This window comes from Capnocytophaga canis (assembly GCF_000827555.1).
GTDB lineage: Bacteria > Bacteroidota > Bacteroidia > Flavobacteriales > Flavobacteriaceae > Capnocytophaga > Capnocytophaga canis.
In genome coordinates, this window is the sequence record NZ_CDOI01000173.1 from 1 (window position 1) to 16050 (window position 16050).

At 36.0% G+C, this 16050-nt stretch carries 11 protein-coding genes and 1 tRNA gene; 5 read left to right on the forward strand and 7 right to left on the reverse strand.

Features of this window, described 5'->3' with window-relative positions; all coding sequences use genetic code 11:
• The 4 genes from ilvC to ilvD form a co-directional block, all read right to left on the reverse strand.
• Positions 1 to 1106: ketol-acid reductoisomerase (gene ilvC / locus CCAND38_RS08805; protein ID WP_042344914.1), on the reverse strand; the 1106-nt coding region annotated here is incomplete at its 3' end.
• Positions 1107 to 1260: 154 nt separating this feature from the next.
• The gene (gene ilvN / locus CCAND38_RS08810; RefSeq protein ID WP_013996713.1) at positions 1261 to 1800 is read right to left on the reverse strand and encodes an acetolactate synthase small subunit; all 540 of its coding nucleotides are present in this window, start codon (positions 1798 to 1800) and stop codon (positions 1261 to 1263) included.
• 78 nt (positions 1801 to 1878) lie between these two features.
• Positions 1879 to 3561 (reverse strand): biosynthetic-type acetolactate synthase large subunit, encoded by a 1683-nt coding sequence (gene ilvB / locus CCAND38_RS08815; RefSeq protein ID WP_042344915.1) that lies wholly within the window; start codon positions 3559 to 3561, stop codon positions 1879 to 1881.
• A gap of 178 nt (positions 3562 to 3739) precedes the next feature.
• Positions 3740 to 5422: a dihydroxy-acid dehydratase gene (ilvD, locus tag CCAND38_RS08820; RefSeq protein ID WP_042344916.1), complete on the reverse strand. Its 1683-nt coding sequence runs from the start codon at positions 5420 to 5422 to the stop codon at positions 3740 to 3742.
• 369 nt (positions 5423 to 5791) lie between these two features.
• Between ilvD and CCAND38_RS08825 the strand changes: the two genes are divergently transcribed.
• From CCAND38_RS08825 to murB, 3 genes are all read left to right on the forward strand, one after another.
• Positions 5792 to 6727 (forward strand): polyprenyl-phosphate transporter, encoded by a 936-nt coding sequence (locus CCAND38_RS08825; RefSeq protein ID WP_042344918.1) that lies wholly within the window; start codon positions 5792 to 5794, stop codon positions 6725 to 6727.
• A 173-nt stretch (positions 6728 to 6900) separates the two neighbouring features.
• Positions 6901 to 9294: an efflux RND transporter permease subunit gene (locus CCAND38_RS08830; protein ID WP_042344920.1), complete on the forward strand. Its 2394-nt coding sequence runs from the start codon at positions 6901 to 6903 to the stop codon at positions 9292 to 9294.
• A gap of 11 nt (positions 9295 to 9305) precedes the next feature.
• Positions 9306 to 10316, forward strand: coding sequence for a UDP-N-acetylmuramate dehydrogenase (murB, locus tag CCAND38_RS08835; protein WP_042344921.1), 1011 nt, complete (start codon positions 9306 to 9308; stop codon positions 10314 to 10316).
• Between the two features lie 43 nt (positions 10317 to 10359).
• On the opposite strand, the gene CCAND38_RS08840 is transcribed toward murB, so the two are convergent.
• Positions 10360 to 11328, reverse strand: a complete 969-nt coding sequence (locus CCAND38_RS08840) for a polyprenyl synthetase family protein (RefSeq protein WP_042006216.1) — start codon at positions 11326 to 11328, stop codon at positions 10360 to 10362.
• Positions 11329 to 11905: 577 nt separating this feature from the next.
• Here CCAND38_RS08840 and CCAND38_RS08845 point away from each other — a divergent pair.
• A complete protein-coding gene (locus CCAND38_RS08845; protein ID WP_042344923.1) occupies positions 11906 to 14107 on the forward strand; it encodes a RelA/SpoT family protein in 2202 nt (733 codons plus the stop codon).
• Positions 14108 to 14156: 49 nt separating this feature from the next.
• Positions 14157 to 14229 (forward strand) — tRNA-Pro (locus CCAND38_RS08850).
• A gap of 25 nt (positions 14230 to 14254) precedes the next feature.
• On the opposite strand, the gene creD is transcribed toward CCAND38_RS08850, so the two are convergent.
• Together creD and CCAND38_RS08860 are read right to left on the reverse strand one after the other, a co-directional pair.
• On the reverse strand, positions 14255 to 15634 hold the full coding sequence (creD, locus tag CCAND38_RS08855) for a cell envelope integrity protein CreD (RefSeq protein ID WP_042344960.1): 1380 nt from the start codon (positions 15632 to 15634) through the stop codon (positions 14255 to 14257).
• A gap of 77 nt (positions 15635 to 15711) precedes the next feature.
• Complete coding sequence (locus tag CCAND38_RS08860; RefSeq protein ID WP_042006222.1) at positions 15712 to 16014, reverse strand: winged helix-turn-helix domain-containing protein; 303 nt, start codon at positions 16012 to 16014, stop codon at positions 15712 to 15714.
• Positions 16015 to 16050 lie beyond the last annotated feature (36 nt).

Here is a 16050-nt window from a genome sequence, read left to right on the forward strand (position 1 = left end):
ACCCCCGATTTTACCATCGCTACCAATAATGTTCCGTAGTCAAAATAGGTTTGCTCTTCAATAGCTTCGGTAGTGGTAGGAGTTTTCTCAAAATCGGTTTCAGCCGTAGCGGAACGCCACGTAAGCAGGTTTTTGTCGTTGTTTGCCCAATCTTCCATCATCGTTTTTGAAAAATGTCCGCTTAAAATATCGTCCATATGCTTTTCAAAGAGCGGACGCATCATCTTTTTCAAATCTTCGGAAATGGCAAATGCTCTTACTTTGGCAGGATTCGATAGACGATTCATCATATTGGTAATTCCGCCGTGTTTTAAGGCTTCGGTAATGGATTCCCAACCGTATTGAATGAGTTTGGCAGCGTGTTCAGGGGCAACTCCTTCGCGTTTCATCTTATTGAAAGCCAATATCGAACCTGTTTGTAAAAGTCCGCACAGAATGGTTTGTTCGCCCATCAAATCCGATTTTACTTCCGCCACAAACGATGAACGTAGCACTCCGGCAGTGTCACTTCCCAAAGCTGTAGCATAGGCTTTTGCCCACTCAAAACCTTTGTTCTCAGGGTCGTTTTTGGGGTGAACGGCAATCAAAGTTGGTACACCAAATCCACGTTTGTATTCCTCACGCACTTCCGAACCCGGCGATTTTGGAGCTACCATAATCACGGTAATATCTTTGCGGATTTCAATGCCTTCTTCCACAATGTTAAATCCGTGTGAGTAAGATAAAGTCGCCCCTTGCTTCATCAAAGGCATAATCTTGTTAATCACCGAAGTATGTTGCTTGTCGGGGGCTAAATTACACACCAAATCTGCCGTAGGAATAAGCTCTTCAAAAGTACCTACTTGAAAGCCGTTGGCGATGGTATTGGTGTACGAGGGGCGTTTTTCAGCGATGGCACATTCACGCAAAGCGTAGGAAACATTCAAACCCGAATCACGCATATTCAACCCTTGATTAAGCCCTTGGGCTCCTGCTCCCACGATAACAATTTTTTTTCCTTTTAAGGCTTCAACTCCTTGACTGAAATCGCTTTTCTGTAATAATTCGCAAACGCCTAATTGTGCTAATTTTTCTCTGAAATTTAGGGTATTAAAATAATTTTTCATTGTTCTTCCGATTTAATTTAAAGATTTATATGGATTGTGTTCTTAAAAATATGATGATAACTTTTGGTGTCAAACCGAATAAAATCAAAGTTCTTGGAATTAAAGATTTGATTTTACTCAACTTGAAAAAACTGTTTTCTTACATCATACTCTACTATTTTTGGTTATCTACCTCATATTTGTTGAGCAAGGGAGATACTTTCATTTCCGATTTTGAAATAGCAATTCGTGCCGAGCCCGAAAATTGCATAATTCCGTAAGGTTTCAGCTCCTGATAAAGTGCTGCGATGGACTCTCGTGAGCCTGTTTTTGAAATTACATAAAAATGTTTATAAACAGCAACAATATTAGCATTATATCGCTGAATTATAGCTTGAATGGGAGTTTCTTCATCAAAAAGGGAAGCCGTAGGCATTTTGAAAAGTGAATTTTCAAGGGAAATGATTTCTTCATCGGTATGATAAAATACTTTGATGATTTCTATCTGTTTTTCAATCTGTTGAACCAAATGTTCTACCCATTTTTGAGTGGTATGAGTCACAATAATCATCCGAAATACATTGTCAATTTCCGATGCCGACACATTGATGCTTTCCATATCAATATGTCTTCTGAGGAAAATCCCCGTCACTCTGTTGAGTAGCCCAAGCTGATTTTCCGAATATATGGTGATGGTGTATGTTTTTTGTTCCATATTTACAATTTTACGTTTTAGGTTTTAAAGTTTTAGGCTCAAGGTTTTATTATTTATTGAACTTCTTTTATTGCTTTTTTATTTCAGTCTCACTTCCGAAACTGAAGCTCCTGTGGGTACCATCGGGAAAACGTTGTTTTCTTTCTCAACACGAACTTCCAAGAAATAAGCCTTGTCGGAATTGAGCATTTCTTTAACAGCTTCTTCCAAATCGCTGCGTTTGGTAACCAATCGCGATTGAATGTGATACCCTTCTGCAATTTTAATAAAATCAGGATTTATCATTTCGGTGGAAGCATATCGGCGGTCAAAAAATAGTTCTTGCCACTGACGAACCATTCCTAAAAATTCGTTGTTTAAAACTACAATTTTCACAGGAATTTGCGACTGAAAAATTGTTCCTAACTCTTGAATGGTCATTTGAAAACCACCATCACCAATTACCGCAACCACTTGTTTTTCAGGGACTCCTATTTTTGCCCCTATGGCTGCCGGTAGGGCAAATCCCATTGTGCCTAATCCTCCTGAAGTGATTTTACTGCGTGAATTTTTAAATTTTGCATAACGACAAGCCATCATCTGATGTTGCCCCACATCGGAAACAATAACCGCTTCGTGATTAGAACATTTATTTATCAATTCTAGAACTTCTCCCATTGTAAGCCCTTCTTTTTCAGGATATAATTCGTTTTTAATGACGGAATCATATTCTTCTTTGTCGTATTTTTTGAATTCTTCTCGCCACGTTGTATGTTTTTTCTGTTCTACTAACGGAAGTATTTTCTGTAAAGCCTCTTTTACATTGCCCAATATGGCGACATCAGCCTTTACGTTTTTGTTGATTTCCGCAGGGTCAATATCAAAATGCAATACCTTTGCTTGTTTGGCGTATCTACTTAAATCGCCCGTTACACGGTCATCAAAACGCATTCCCAAAGCGATGAGTACGTCACACGTATTGGTCATTACATTAGGAGCATAGTTGCCGTGCATACCTACCATTCCCACATAATTGGGGTGTTCGGTGGGCAATGCCGAAAGTCCTAAAATGGTCGCTGCTGCGGGTATATCGGTCTTTTCTAAAAAGGATTTTAGCTCGTTTTCAGCTTGACCTAAAATGATTCCTTGTCCGAAAACAACATAGGGTCTTTGTGCTTGATTGATGATTTGTGCGGCTTCAGCCAATTTTGAATCATCTATTTCAGGTACAGGATTATAGCTTCGCATTCGAGTACATTTCTTATAGTCGAACTGAGCAACTTGGTCGAACTGAGCACTTTTTACGATGTCGATAAGTACAGGTCCGGGTCTTCCCGAACGGGCAATGTAAAAGGCTTTGGCGATTGCTTCGGGTATTTCTTCTACTTCCGTGATTTGGAAATTCCATTTGGTTACGGGGGTAGAAATTCCGATGATGTCTGTTTCCTGAAAGGCATCTGTTCCTAAGAGATGCTTTGCTACCTGACCTGTGATGCACACCAGCGGCGTGGAATCGATTTGGGCATCGGCAATTCCTGTGATGATGTTGGTTGCTCCGGGTCCTGATGTGGCAAAAACTACACCTACTTTTCCGGTAGCTCTTGCGTAGCCTTGTGCAGCGTGAATAGCTCCTTGCTCGTGGCGAGTGAGGATGTGTTTCAACTGATTTTGGTATTTGTAAAGTTCGTCGTAAACAGGCATTATCGCCCCGCCGGGGTAACCGAAAGCTAAATCGATCCCTTCAGCTAACAAACATTTGATTAAAACTTCTGCTCCTGTCATATTTATTTAAAGATTTGATATTTAATGAATTATTTAAAAATTTAGAAAAGTATGATACATAAGAATAAACGATTTCGATCAGCCTGATATTAAAAATTATCATCATACTTTTTATAACATAGCGAAAAAATTTTGTTGATTAATTTGCATCTGATTAATTATGAGTTGAGGCTCTCGACTAAAATTCATCGGTAACACAACCTTGCGAGGCGGAACTTACCGTACGAGCGTATTTGTAAAGCACCCCTCGTTTGGCAGTATCTTTTAATGGTTTGAGGCTGAAATTGGCTCGTCTTTGAGCTAATTCTTCTTCGGTGAGATGTACATCAATAGTGTTTTTTACAGCATCAATGGTAATCAAATCACCATCTTGTACCAATGCAATGTTACCACCATTTTGTGCTTCGGGCGAAATGTGTCCAACCACAAATCCGTGTGAGCCTCCCGAAAATCGTCCATCGGTGATGAGTGCTACTTTTTTGCCCAAACCTGCCCCCATAATGGCAGAAGTCGGTTTTAACATTTCAGGCATTCCCGGACCTCCTTTCGGACCTTCATAGCGAATGACCACAACTGTTCCTTCGGTGACTTCGCCTTTGGCAATTCCTTCATTGGCAAGAAATTCACCTTCATAAACTTTAGCTTTTCCGGTAAACGAAAGTCCTTCTTTACCCGTAATTTTTGCTACAGCTCCTTCGGTGGCTAAATTTCCATAGAGAATACGAATATGTCCCGTTTCTTTAATTGGTTTTTCTAAGGGATATATAATATTTTGGTTTTCAGAAAGTGATGGTACATCTGCAAGATTTTCAGCTATTGTTTTACCTGTAACTGTAAGGCAATCACCGTGAAGTAATCCTTTTTCGAGTAAATATTTCATCACAGCAGGGATTCCGCCAATGTGGTGTAAATCTTCCATAACGTACTTTCCGCTTGGTTTGAGGTCTGCGATAAAAGGTGTGGAATCGCTCAGCTTGGCAAAATCATCAATAGTCATCGGGATTTGAGCTGCTTTTGCAATGGCTAAAAAGTGCAATACGGCATTGGTAGAGCCCCCCAAGGCAACCACCAATCGGAAAGCATTTTCGATGGATTTTCGCGTGACGATATCGCGAGGTTTGATGTCGTTTTCTTGCAGATAACGCAACGCTTTACCTACTTTGAGGCATTCTTGTCTTTTGGCATCACCTGAGGCAGGAGTTGAAGAGTTGTAAGGCAAACTCATTCCCAATGCTTCAATGGCCGAAGCCATTGTGTTGGCAGTGTACATTCCGCCACAAGCTCCTTCGCCCGGACAGGCTTTGTGTATTACTTCCTTATATTCTTTTTCATCAATAATTCCTGCTACTTTTTGTCCCCACGCCTCGAAAGCGGAAACTACATCGAGTTTTTTTCCGTTATGGCAACTTGCGGCAATTGTTCCGCCATACACCAAAATTGAAGGTCGATTCAGTCTGAGCATTGCCATTAAAGCTCCCGGCATATTTTTGTCGCACCCTACCACTGTAACGAGTGCATCGTAACACATTGCTTGAATTACCGTTTCGATAGAATCAGCGATAATATCTCTCGAAACCAAAGAGTAACGCATTCCGTAAGTACCCATTGAGATTCCGTCTGAAACACCTATGGTGTTGAAAATCAACCCAACAGAACCCGATTGCTGTACGCCCTCTTTAATTTTCAAAGCTAAATCATTTAGATGCATATTACAAGGATTTCCCTCGTAACCCGTACTTGCGATGCCTACTAAAGGTTTTTTTAGGTCGTCATCGGTCAGCCCCAAAGCGTGTAGCATTGCTTGTGCTGCGGGTTGCGTATCGTCTTGTGTAACTTGTTTGCTGTATTTATTTAATTCCATATTTTGATGATGATTTCTGAATCAAATTTTAAAAATAAAAAAACCTGCATCTAATTTCTGATGCAGGTTTTGTGTGTTTTACATATACGAAGCCTCGCATCAATAGGTGTTATTGATGATAATAATAAGGCTAATAATTATACTGTTATGATACATTTATTAATTAATTCGGTTGCAAACGTAATACTTTCTGCAAAAAAAAACAAATTTTTTATGTTTTTTCTTGTTTAAAAATTGGATTCCTACTCTAATTTCATTTTTAGAATTTTCATTTAGCTTCTATGATATAGTCCATTAAAAAGTTTTTCCGTTCCTACTGTTTACTTTTTTAAATATTTACGTACCTTTGTAGGCTAATTGTTTAAACAAATGCGAAGAACTTTTTTAGATTATATGCTAATTTCCCTAAAAGGAATGGCTATGGGAGCTGCGGATGTAGTTCCTGGTGTTTCAGGTGGAACAATCGCTTTTATATCAGGTATTTACGAAGAGCTGATTAGTTCTATCAACAATATAAATTTAGGAGCTTTCAAAGTATTGAAAAACCATGGGATTGTCAATTTTTGGAAACATATCAACGGTAATTTTTTCTTTTCACTACTTGTGGGGATAGGTATAAGTATTTTATCCTTAGCAAAAGGCGTAAAATGGTTATTGGAAAATCAACCGATTGCTGTATGGTCATTTTTCTTCGGATTGATGTTGGCAAGTATACTATTTTTGGCAAAGGACATTAAAAAATGGAATCTTGGAACGGTTTTATCAATGCTCTTTTTCGGAATTTTGGCTTATTTAATTACCATTGTTCCACCTTTAGGAAGCAACGATGGACTGATTTACGTATTTTTTTCAGGAGCATTGGCAATCTGTGCGATGATTTTACCAGGTATTTCGGGAGCATTTATTTTAGTACTTTTAGGGTCGTATCATATCGTTTTGGGAGCCTTAAATGACTGGAATTTTAAAATTATAGGGGTTTTTGGAATAGGAGCAATCATTGGAATACTGAGTTTTTCAAAAGTATTGAAATGGCTTTTTGCGAATTACCGAAATACCACAATTGCGGGGCTCACAGGGGTTATCATTGGCTCACTGAATAAAATTTGGCCTTGGAAGGAGATTCTTCAAACTCGCATTGATTCGCATGGCAACGAAGTGCCTGTATGGGAAAAGAGTATTTTGCCTTCCACTTATGAAAGTATTTCAGGTGATTCACAATTTCTAACAGCTGTTGTATTGGCGTTGGCAGGATTTTTTATACTCTACGGACTTGAAAGGTGGGCGGTAAATTTGAAAAAGTCGTAATTAATAAGAAACTTCATCATATTACGTATTTACGAGACTCAAAAAACAAACATCATGAGCTCAATTGTAGAATAAAAACGCATCAAAACAATAAAATTGGAAAAAAATCATTTACCAAATAGACATTAATGATGCAATTAAGTTAAAGATAAACGAAATTAATAAAATAGAACATGATAAAATGGTTTAAAGCTGAATTTTGGACTACTGTTGCACGTCTGATTCTGAGAAATCGGATTGCGATACTCGTTGCTATTGCACTAATAACCCTTTTTTTAGCCTTGCAATGGAAAAACATTCGCTTTACATTTACGGAAGCGAATATGCTTCCTGACGGACATCCGATTAACCTAGAATATCATGAATTTCTATCAAAATTTGGTGAAGAAGGAAATCTTATTCTATTAGCTATTGAAAATAAAAATAGTTACACTCCCGAAATATTAAATCAATGGAAAGGTTTAGCCAATGAATTTAAACAATTTAAGGAAGTTGAAGCTGTGCTTTCCATAGGGAATTTACCAGTTTTAACAAAAGACGTAGCTACCGAAAGTTTTACTACGAAACCACTTATAGACGGCATAATAACCTCTCAAAATCAAGTAGATAGCATCAAACAATTACTTTCCGAAAAACTGCCTTTCTATAAAGGAATCGTCTACAATCCAGAAACAGAAACTTTACAAACGGCGTTGTATATGAACAAAAAGATCATAAACACGAAAGAACGTAAAGACTTCATTATAAACACCTTAATCTCTATTATAGAAAAATTTGAACAGCAAACGCAAATCAAAGTACGTACTTCAGGTATGCCCTACATACGAACACTTAGTGCTCAAAACATTATCGATGAAATTGGGTTATTTATCGGAATGGCGTTGCTTATTACATCATTTATTTTATTCCTTTTTTTCCGCTCTTATCGTGCTATGTTTATTTCGATGAGTGTAGTTTCTATTGGGGTTATGTGGTCATTCGGGTTGCTTGGTTTATTCAATTATGAAATTACGATTTTGACTGGACTTATTCCTCCTTTGGTAATCGTTATTGGAATTCCAAACTGTATATTCTTGATTAACAAATATCAACAGGAATTTAACAAACATGGAAACCAAGCCAAATCTCTCCAACGTGTCATCAGAAATGTAGGAAATGCGACCTTGCTTACTAACCTAACAACTTCCATCGGTTTTGCTACTTTTATTTTTACGGAAAGTAGTCTTTTACAGGAGTTCGGAACCATTGCTGCCATCAGCATCATGTCTATCTTTTTCATTTCGTTGTGCATTATACCTATCATATACAGCTTTATGAAAATTCCAAAAGAAAAACATTTGAAACACTTGCACCGCACTTGGATTCAGAAGCTTATACAACTGTTGGAACGAACCGTTAAGCACCACCGAATTGCAGTATTCTCTATTGCTGTAATGCTGCTAACACTAAGTATTATAGGGATTAATCAAATGAAAATATCAGGAAGTTTGATTGAAGATATGCCAAAATCAGCTCCTTTTTTCGATGATATTTTGTTTTTTGAAAAAGAATTTGGAGGCATCATGCCTTTGGAAATTACGGTAGATACCAAACAGAAAAATGGAGTAATGCGATTGCCTAACTTAAAAAAAATTGACGAGTTATGTAAATATATTGAGGATATTCCAGAAATTTCTAAACCTATTTCAATAGTTGATTTAGTGAAATATGCTAAACAAACCTACTACAACGGAAATCCAGAGTACTACGATTTACCAACCTCTCAGGAACAAAATTTCATAATGTCCTACGTCAGAAATTCAAAAGGTAACGGACAAATGCTAAGTTCCTATGTTGATTCCTTGGGGCAAACGGCTCGAATCACAACCTTCATGAAAGATATTGGTACGGACAAAATGCAACAAATAGAAGAAAATATCTACGCAAAAGCAAAAAAATTATTTCCAGAAGAAAAATATGAAGTGAAAGTCACTGGAAAAGCTTTTCTGTTTACTAAAGGAACTACCTATTTGGCAAAAAATCTTATTTATTCGTTAGGATTAGCAATTTTACTTATTGCACTGATCATGTCCTACATGTTCCGTTCATTTAAAATGATACTCACTTCATTGGTTCCTAACCTATTACCACTATTGGTTACAGCAGGAATGATGGGTTATTTTGGCATACCTCTAAAACCCTCGACCATATTGGTTTTTAGTATTGTTTTCGGTATTTCAGTTGATGACACCATTCATTTTTTGGCAAAATATCGTCAGGAATTGGTTGCAAGAAACTGGAAAATCAGCAAATCCGTTTATGCGACTTTACGAGAAACAGGAGTAAGTATGTTCTACACCTCAGTGGTATTGTTTTTCGGGTTTTCGGTGTTTATGCTATCAAGTTTTGGCGGAACAAAAGCTCTCGGTGGATTGATTTCACTAACTCTTTTATTCGCCATGCTAACCAATTTGTTATTACTACCGAGTTTATTGCTTTCGTTAGAAAGAACCATCGCAAATAAAGAAACTCTTATAGAGCCAAAAATTGATATTTTACCAGAAGAGGAGGAAGAAAATAAGGCATAAATACAATTCATATGATTATAGAACACTACGTATCTTTAAAACCGTTTAACACCTTTGGGATTGATGCTCAAGCCACTACCTTTGTGACCATACATTCGGAAAAAGGGCTTACAAAAGCACTTAGCAATTACAAAAATCCTTTCATTTTTGGAGGAGGAAGTAACATGTTACTCACAAAAAACATTGAAAATCCAGTTTTTTGGATACAACTCAAAGGTATTTCTATTGAAAGGGAAACAGATGACCATGTGTGGATAACCGCAGCAGCAGGTGAAAATTGGCACGAGTTTGTACAATTTTGCTTGGAAAAAGGATACGGAGGTCTTGAAAATCTATCTCTCATACCTGGAAATGTAGGAGCTACTCCAATTCAAAATATAGGAGCGTATGGTGTTGAAATTAAAGATGTTATGGCGTATTGCCAAACCATAAATATCCACTCCATAACTCAAAAACAGTTTTCAAAAGATGAATGTAAATTTTCATATCGGGAATCTATTTTCAAGTGTGAAGAAAAAGGAAATTATATCATAACTTCGGTAACTTTTAAATTGACCAAAAAGAATCACATTTTACATACAGAATACGGAGCCATTCGTGAAATTTTGGAACAAAAAAATATTAAAAATCCACAACCGATAGACATCTCAAAAGCAGTCATCTCCATCAGAGAAAGTAAACTTCCTAATCCGAAAGAAATTGGCAATAGTGGTAGTTTTTTTAAAAATCCGGTTGTATCCAAAATTCATTTCGAAAAATTACAGAAAATATACCCTCAGATGCCTCATTATGTTGTCAATGAAGAGTCTACAAAAATCCCTGCGGGTTGGCTCATAGAAACTTGCGGACTAAAAGGCTACCGAAGAGGTGATGCAGGTGTACACCAAAAACAGGCCTTAGTTTTGGTAAACTATGGTAATGCTACAGGACAAGAACTTGTTGAGTTATCAAAATTCATACAACAAACCGTATACAACAAGTTTCAGATTCATTTGGAAAGTGAAGTAAATATCATTCAGTAGGGCACAATGTTTTGATATCCCTACTGAATCTGTGTAATTTAAATTAAATTTTTCGATGCATCAAATCAAGCGCAAATTGCTTGATTTCATTTCGCTTATCTTGTTGAATATCTAATTTTTCGAGAGTTTGAATGGCTTGTTGGGTATAATATTCAATTTGAGTTTTTACGAAATCAGTGGTTTTTGTATCCGTAAATATTTTCTTTACTTTTTCAACCTTTTGAGGGGTTTCTTCCGTAGTATTATAAAGATTATACAATAAATTTCTTTGCTCATTATCAGCAAGTTCCAAAGCTTTCAAATAGAGCATTGTCTTCTTATTTTCTAAAATATCCCCACCAATTTTCTTTCCAAAAGAAGCGTCTCCAAAAGAATCTAAGTAATCATCTTGCAGTTGAAATGCCATCCCTAATTGAACACCAAAATCATAAATCAATTGCTTATTTTCGTCTGTTGTTTTGGCAACTATAGCTCCCATCTGTAAAGCAGCTCCCACCAAAACAGCGGTTTTATATTTTATCATCAATAAATATTCTTCCACACTAACATCGTTACGTGTTTCAAAATCCATATCCCATTGTTGCCCTTCACAAACCTGCAAAGCTGTCTTGCTAAACAACTTAGCAAGTTGCTGAAAAACAATAGGTTCATAATTTTCAAAAAACTGATAAGCTATGATAAGCATAGCATCTCCTGAAAGAATAGCTGTATTTAAGTCCCATTTATGATGAACCGTTTGCTGTCCTCGCCTTAAAGGCGCCTTATCCATAACATCATCGTGAACTAATGAAAAATTATGAAAAACTTCTACTGCTAAAGCCGCATGGAGTGCCTTTTTATAATCTGTTTGAAAAATATCTGCCCCTAACAATGTTAAAATAGGACGTATACGTTTCCCTCCTAAACCTAAGATATAGTGCATCGGGGCATACAAATTTTCAGGTTCTTGCTTGGTGATATTTTCTTGCAAATGAGTTAAAAATACTTTTCTATAATTTTCAATTGACGACATATAATTTAATATGAATAAGGAACAAAATAACTACTTTAATTTGAAATATGCAAATTTGGCATACATCACGATAGACTAAACGTCAGTTTCTGAGTAAAAAAAATAGATATTTATCTGCGAAATATATGACAGATTACACTCAAAGGTAATTAGTTTACTTGTAGATATGAACTTTTAAAACTACTGAAAATCAGCATATACGTAACAAACTGTGTTGTACGTAAAAGTGAAAAAAATTGATACTTAAATAAAATTAACTTGCTATTGCTTTTTATAGATATTCTTTAAATAAATTTATAATTATTGTAGGATTTTATTAATTATTTTTTATATTTGTGCTTTGAAGATGTGTATTTATATACCAATATAAGAATATCATTCTGAACAAAATTCAACAAGGTATTAAAAATTAAATATTTATTTTTCAGACACATACAGATTCAGAAAGACACAAAAACTCGTATTTTTCCTAAAAATAAGTAATATACCTCTTTCTGAATTACTTAAATTTCACTGAAAAAAAAGAAATATTTTTTAGATTTTTTAAGATAATTCACAAACAAAACATTTTGAGGCTATGGGATGGAATTTTGACTTGGAGGAAGAAAATAAAATAATAGCTCGGGAGTATAAAGAGCTATTAAGTATTAGTTATCAGACCCTTACGGAAGATGACAAAAAACTAATTCGATTAGCTTTCGACACGGCGGTAGATGCTCATAAAGAACAACGTCGCAAAAGTGGTGAACCTTACATTCTACATCCGATTGCAGTAGCTAAAATTGTAGCTTCGCAAATTGGTTTGGATGCCGTTTCCATTGCTGCAGCTTTGTTACATGATGTAGTTGAAGATACCGACCACACTGTGGAAGATATGGAACGTCTTTTTGGCAAAACAGTAGCACATATCGTTGAAGGACTTACTAAAATTTCCAACCTAAGTAAAGAAAAAGATATATCATTACAGGCTGAAAATTTCAGAAAACTGCTTTTAACGATGAACGATGATGTGCGTGTAATTATCATCAAAATCGCTGATCGTCTGCATAATATGCAAACGATGGACTCAATGGCGGAACACAAACAAGCCAAAATAGCTTCTGAAACCTTGTACATCTATGCTCCATTAGCACATCGTATCGGGTTATACAACATTAAAACCGAATTGGAGGATTTGGGGCTAAAGTACACAGACCCTGAGTATTATTACAGCATACTCGGCAAGATGGAAGAATCGAAAGAAGAGCAAAAAAGCTATATAGAATCATTTACCCAAATCATTGAATCATCTTTAAACAGTCAAAAAATAGAATACCGTATCAAAGGTCGTCCGAAATCTATCTACTCAATTTACAAAAAGATGGAAAATCAAGGCGTTACCTTTGAAGAAATATATGATAAATTTGCCATACGTATCATTTATAAAAGCACTCCTGAGGAAGAGAAGTTTTTAGCATGGAAAATTTACTCTATTGTTACGGATCATTTTCGCCCCAATCCAACAAGGCTTCGCGATTGGATATCAGCACCAAAATCAACAGGTTATGAAGCATTGCATATTACCGTAATGGGGCCTAAAGGACGCTGGGTGGAGGTCCAAATACGCAGTGAGCGTATGCACGAAATTGCCGAAAAGGGATATGCTGCTCACTTCAAATATAAGCACGGAAACCAGGAAGAAGCAGGGATTGAAGTATGGCTTAATCGTTTGCAAGAAGTATTGGAAAATAGTGATGGTAATGCTGTGGATTTCGTTGAGGATTTCAAACTAAACCTCTATGCCAAAGAAATTTTTGTCTTTACCCCTAATGGAGAAATCAAATCCTTACCTAAAGGAGCTACACCGATTGATTTTGCATTTTACATCCATACGGGGGTAGGAATGAAAACTCGTGGGGCAAAGGTAAACAACAAACTCGTTCCCCTAAGCCATGTTCTGAAAAGCGGCGATCAAGTAGAAATCATCACCGCTGAAAATGCCAAACCAAACAAAAACTGGCTGAACTATGCAACTACAGCTAAGGCTCGAAGCAAAATCAAATCAGCTCTCAAAGAAGAGGTTAAAACGGTAGCCGCCGAAGGACGGGAACTGTTGCAACGCAAATTGAAACAATTGAAAGTAAGCCTTACAGAAGATGTTGTAAACGACTTAGTTAGCCATTTCAAAACCAAAACAAGTTTGGATATTTTTTACCAAGTTGGTACGGGAGAAATCACAAACCAGATGCTTAGAGATTTTGCTTCAAAACGTTCGTCATTCTTCAACTTTTTCAAAAGCAAAATCACCAGTAAAAAGAATGTGGTGGAAGAGGTGGAAAGTTCAAATGAACACTACGATAGCATTGTTTTTGGCAAAGAAGAGGAATCTTTGGACTATACGTTTGCTAAATGTTGTAACCCTATTTCTGGGGATCCTATTTTTGGGTTTATTACTATCAATGAGGGAGTTAAGGTACATAAAAAAAACTGTCCGAATGCTATTTCAATGCAGTCAAACTATGCTTACCGTATCATGGTTGCCAAATGGGTAAAATCAGCCGAACAAGAATTTAAAGTCGCTATCCGAATTAGCGGTTTAGATCGTGATGGGTTGGTAGCTGATATTTCACAAACCATTGGAAGTAATAAATTTGTAAAAATGACAAACATAAACATAGACACAGAGGGAAATATGTTCAACGGAAAGCTATCAATTACAGTGAACAATAACGCTACTCTAAAGCAATTGATGTTAGATTTGAAACATATCAAAGGTATTGATAAAGTAAACAGGTTATAGGAAAGATTAGGAATTTAAATAAAAAATAGTATATTTGCAACCGAAAAATCGGGGTGTGGCGCAGTTGGTAGCGTACACGTATGGGGTGCGTGTGGTCGCTGGTTCGAGTCCAGTCACCCCGACTTTCTTCATTGCATTATAACTCTCTTACCATTCTATTTTCCTCGAAACGTACATCACGATAGCAAGAATTGCAAACAAGCCAATGCTTCCCACTAAAAGTGCGTAGTTCTCCAATTGAATAATCACATAAATAAATCCATATACAGCTGATAGTGAGCATCCTATAAAAAATGGAAACTTTCTGTTTTTCAGTATGGATACCGAGTATAAGCTAATGAGTAAAATAACCATTAATGATGCAATAAGATACGCTTTTGAAAAGCTACTATGCTCTGTAATCGAAATCAAAAGTGTATAAAACATGATCAAAGCTAAGCCTATCATCGTATATTGAAAAATATGAATTTTTACTTTACTGATGGTTTGTATCAAAAAGAAAATTAAAAATGTAAGTCCTATAACCAAAAATCCATACTTACTAGCCCTTTCATTTTGCTGATATTCATCCACAGGGATTACAAAATCTACATCGAAAGTGTATTTTTCAATACTTGGTAACACACCAAAAGATTGTTGAGCAAAAGGACGATTGATATGTAACACTTTCCAATCAGCTGAAAATCCGCTATTTGTAATTTCTTTTTGATACGGCAAGAAATTGCCTTTAAAACTCGGATCTTTCCAATTCGATTTAACTGTACTTTCTGTAATTTTTCCAATCGGGACGATACTAATGCTTGAACTTCCATCATATTTTATCGAAAAATTAAAATTACCATTATCAAAATGCTCTTTTAGGTTAAAAAAAGATGTTTCTAATGAAGATACTACGAAATAAGTTCCTGTATGACCGTTATACTCATCATATTCAGCATAATTGGAAGAACTTTCTTCATAAATAGGCTCGAAAGAATACGATTTCCCTGATAAATTGATGGAAACACCATTTTTTATGCTTGATAAATTGGTTGTTCGAATCAAAATAGTAGCTTTATCCCAGTGAATATCTTCTTCAGGGATATTTTTTGACGAGAAATCTGGTTTTACATACTTCCCTTCGAATTCCATTTCAGCTGTGAATACCACCGACTCATAATTATTACGCTTTTTAGTTTCGGTCATCACGTTCGAAATATTTTTTAATGTCTCAGGAAAAAAGTACGCTACATTTTGTTGGGCTTTTCGCTCTATAACAGTTGTCCCTAATTTTTTGTCATAAACGGTATTTTTCTCGTAGGAAGTGTAAGGAACCTTTAAAATAGGCCCATAGAAAAACACTTTCTCCCCCCATTTTGAATTGATTTCACCTATGACTTCCTCCTGTCGGTATTTGCGTTCTCTAACTAAACTTTTTACTAATTCTAACGGAATTAGCAATACCAAAATTAAAATTCCGACCATGACCATTCGAGCGGTACTTGATTGCAACAATGTTGCGATAAATGATTTTTGATTTGATTCCATAACGTTTGTTTTTATATTAATAATAAATTTAAAAGCTCTTTGAATTTCAAAGTTTAAAATTAAAAAAATAGAATTCACTAATTTTCAGTCCCTTTTATAATTTTTTCCAAGGCTAGTATATGGCTTTGGAAAGCCTTTCGTCCTTTTTCTGTTGCTTTGTAGGTAGTATTGGTTTTACGACCGATAAAACGTTTCTCTACAACGATATACTCCTCGTTTTCAAGAGATTTTGTATGACTCGCTAAATTTCCATCTGTGACGTCAAGTAATTCCTTTAAGGTATTGAAATCAGCACTTTCATTGACCATAAGTATTGACATAATCCCCAATCGTGTGCGATTATCGAATGCTTTATTTATATGTTGTAAAAGTTCCTTCAATTTTTAATTTTTATTTCCTTTAAAACAGATGTTCAT

What these genes read in the sequence shown, in the direction of transcription:
- ilvN (WP_013996713.1), bottom strand. Translation starts at nt 1,800, where the DNA reads ATGGAACAAAAAACATACACCATCACCATATATTCGGAAAATCAGCTT.
- ilvB (WP_042344915.1), bottom strand. Translation starts at nt 3,561, where the DNA reads ATGACAGGAGCAGAAGTTTTAATCAAATGTTTGTTAGCTGAAGGGATC.
- ilvD (WP_042344916.1), bottom strand. Translation starts at nt 5,422, where the DNA reads ATGGAATTAAATAAATACAGCAAACAAGTTACACAAGACGATACGCAA.
- CCAND38_RS08825 (WP_042344918.1), top strand. Translation starts at nt 5,792, where the DNA reads ATGCGAAGAACTTTTTTAGATTATATGCTAATTTCCCTAAAAGGAATG.
- CCAND38_RS08830 (WP_042344920.1), top strand. Translation starts at nt 6,901, where the DNA reads ATGATAAAATGGTTTAAAGCTGAATTTTGGACTACTGTTGCACGTCTG.
- murB (WP_042344921.1), top strand. Translation starts at nt 9,306, where the DNA reads ATGATTATAGAACACTACGTATCTTTAAAACCGTTTAACACCTTTGGG.
- CCAND38_RS08840 (WP_042006216.1), bottom strand. Translation starts at nt 11,328, where the DNA reads ATGTCGTCAATTGAAAATTATAGAAAAGTATTTTTAACTCATTTGCAA.
- CCAND38_RS08845 (WP_042344923.1), top strand. Translation starts at nt 11,906, where the DNA reads ATGGGATGGAATTTTGACTTGGAGGAAGAAAATAAAATAATAGCTCGG.
- creD (WP_042344960.1), bottom strand. Translation starts at nt 15,634, where the DNA reads ATGGAATCAAATCAAAAATCATTTATCGCAACATTGTTGCAATCAAGT.